Here is a 2937-nt window from a genome sequence, read left to right as displayed (position 1 = left end):
GGCCGGCGGGCGCCGGTGCGCGCAGCGCGTCGAGGGCGGCCCGGGCGGCGGGAATCTCGTCGAAGAGCCGGACCGGCCGGACCGCGGCGAACCCGGTGACGAACCGGGGCCAGTCGAGGTCGGCGACGACGAGGTGCTCGCCGGTGCGGGTGGCCGCGCGCAGCTCGCCGAGGGCGGTGGCGGCGCTCATGGGCACGACACCGCGGCGGCGCAGCCGGTCGCCGTCCTGGCCCTCGCCCATGCCGGCCCCGGCCCACAGGCCCCAGGCGACGGCCTGGGCCGGGATCCCGGCAGCCCGCCACTGCTCGGCGAGCGCGTCGAGGCAGGCATTGGCGGCGGCGTAGGCGCCCTGCCCGCCCCCGCCCCAGATCCCGGCGCCGGAGGTGAACAGCACGAGCCGGTCGAGCCCGTCCAGCGTCGCGGCGAGGGTGCGGGCGCCGTCGACCTTGGCCCGGCGGGCGGCGGCGAGGTCGTCGGGCGTGGTGTCGGCGAGGTCGAGGGCGGCCGCGGTGCCGGCGGCGTGGAACACGGAGCGGATCGGCGTACCGCGTTCGGCGAGCTCGCCGGCGAGGGCGCGCACGGCCCCGGGGTCGGTGACGTCGCAGGCGGCGACGGTGACGTCGGCGCCGAGGGCCTCGAGCTCGGCCTCGAGCGCGTCCGCGCCGGGTGCTTCGGGGCCGCGGCGGCTGGCCAGGACGATCGGGGTGACGCCGTCGGCTGCGAGCGCGCGGGCGACGTGGGCGCCGACGCCGCCGGTGCCGCCGGTGACGAGGGCCGCGCCGGCGACCGGCCAGCCGGCGTCCTGCGCGCCGGAGGTGGTGGGGGCGGGGACGAGCCGGCGGACGAGGACGCCGCCGGGGCGCAGCGCGAGCTGGTCCTCGCCGCCGGCGGCGATGGCGGCGACGAGCCGGGCCGCGCCCGCGTCGTCGAGCCGGGCGGGCAGATCGGCGAGCCCGCCCCAGCGGTGCGGGACCTCCAGGCCGGCGGCCAGGCCGAGGCCCCAGACCTGGGCCTGGTCCGGGTCGGTGAGCGGGTCGCCGGGGCCGGTGGAGACGGCGCCGCGGGTGAGGCACCACAGGGGCGCGGGCGGGCCGGCCTGGATGAGCCGGAGGGTGTCGGCGGGCCGGTGGGCGGGGTCGAGGGCGAGCAGGGACAGCACGAGGTCCGGGTCGGGGCCGGCGAGGTCGGTCTGGATGCGGGCGCGGCCGCCGAGCGCGGCGGCGACGGCGGCGGCCTCGGGGCTCTCGGCGAGGGCGGGCGTGACGAGCACGAGCCAGTCCCCCGCCGCCGGGACGGTGCTCCCGGGTCCCGGGACGGGGCGCCAGGCGATGCGGTACCGCCGGCCGCCGCCGCCCTCGCCCGACCGGGGCGCGTCGGCGTGCAGCCAGTAGTGCTCGTGCTGGAACGCGTACGCGGGCAGGGAGACCAGGCGGTCGGGCCGCGGGCCGAGCAGGTCCGCCCAGCCGACCCGGGCGCCGGCGACGTGGGCGTGGGCCATCGACTTGCGGAGCCGGTCGTGGCCGCCTTCGCCGCGGCGCAGGGTGCCGACGACGACGGCGCCGGTGGTGTCGGCGTCCTCGGCGGTCTCGGTGATCGGGGCGACGAGCACCGGGTGCGGGCTCACCTCGACGAAGAGGCGGTGTCCGGTCTCGAGCAGGCGGCGGGTCGCGGCCTCGAAGCGGACGGGCTCGCGCAGGTTGCGGTACCAGTAGCCGGCATCGAGGCGATCGCCGGGGATGGGGGCGCCGGTCAGGGTGGAGTACACGGGGACGGGGGCGACGGCGGGGCGGATGCCGGCCAGGGCGGCGGTGACGTCGGCGCGGACGCGTTCGACGTGGGTGGTGTGGGAGGCGTAGTCGACGTCGACGCGGCGGGCCCGGATGCCGGCCTCCTGGCAGGCGGCGACGAGCTCGGTGAGGGCGTCGGCGTCGCCGGCCACGACGACGGAGCGGGGGCTGTTGACGACGGCGACGGCGAGCCGGCCGTCCCAGCGTTCGACGAACCGGGCGGCCTCGTCGACGGGCAGGGCGACGGAGGCCATGCCGCCGCGGCCGGCGATCGCGGCGATCGCCTGGCTGCGCCGGGTGACGACGCGGGCGGCGTCGTCGAGGCTGAGCGCGCCGGCGACGCAGGCGGCGGCGATCTCGCCCTGACTGTGGCCGATGACGGCGGCGGGTTCGACGCCGGCGGCCCGCCACAGCGCGGCGAGGGAGACCATCATCGCGAACAGCGCCGGCTGGACCACGTCGACGCGGTCGAGGCCGGGCGCGCCCTCGGCGCCGTGCAGGACGTCGACGAGCGACCAGTCGACGTGCGGGGCGAAGGCGTCGGCGCAGCGCTGGATGTGCGTGCGGAACACGTCGGAGGTGTCGAGCAGCTCGCGGGCCATGCCGGCCCACTGGGCGCCCTGGCCGGGGAAGACGAACACGACCGGGGTGTCGCCGTCGGCGGTGCCGGCGACGACGCCGGGTCCGGTGCGGCCCCCGGCGAGCAGCGCGAGGCCGTGGCGGCGGTCCTCGTCGGTGTCGGTGAGCAGCGCGGCCCGGTGGGCGAAGTGGGTGCGGTGGGCGGCGAGGGTGTGCCCGATCGCCGCCGGGTCATGCTCGTCGTGGCGCTCCAGGTGCCGCAGCAGCCGGCTCGCCTGGTCCCGCAGCGCCTCGGGGGTCCTGGCCGACAGCAGCCAGGGCACCGCCGGGTCGCCGGTTTCGGCCGCCGCCGGCGCGGTGACGGGCGCCTCCTCGAGGATGAGATGCGCGTTCGTCCCCGAGATCGCGAACGCCGAGACGCCCGCGCGGCGGGGGCGGTCGTCCGGCCGCGGCCACGGCAGATTCCGATCCAACAACCGAACCGTCCCCCACACCCCCAACGGCGACGGCACACCCGCCCACAACGACCGCGGCAACACCCCCCGCCGCAACGCCCCCACCATCTTCACCA

1 protein-coding gene is annotated in these 2937 nt (G+C 79.0%); it reads right to left on the bottom strand.

What is annotated here, in order from left to right; genetic code table 11:
• Positions 1–2839: SDR family NAD(P)-dependent oxidoreductase (locus ABZS66_RS61195; protein ID WP_354774130.1), on the bottom strand; the 2839-nt coding region annotated here is incomplete at its 3' end.
• Between the last annotated feature and the right edge of the window lie 98 nt (positions 2840–2937).

The organism is Dactylosporangium sp. NPDC005572 (assembly GCF_040605515.1).
Taxonomy (GTDB): domain Bacteria; phylum Actinomycetota; class Actinomycetes; order Mycobacteriales; family Micromonosporaceae; genus Dactylosporangium.
The sequence above is the reverse complement of the archived record's forward strand: the minus strand, read 5'-3'. Positions and strand labels throughout refer to the sequence as shown.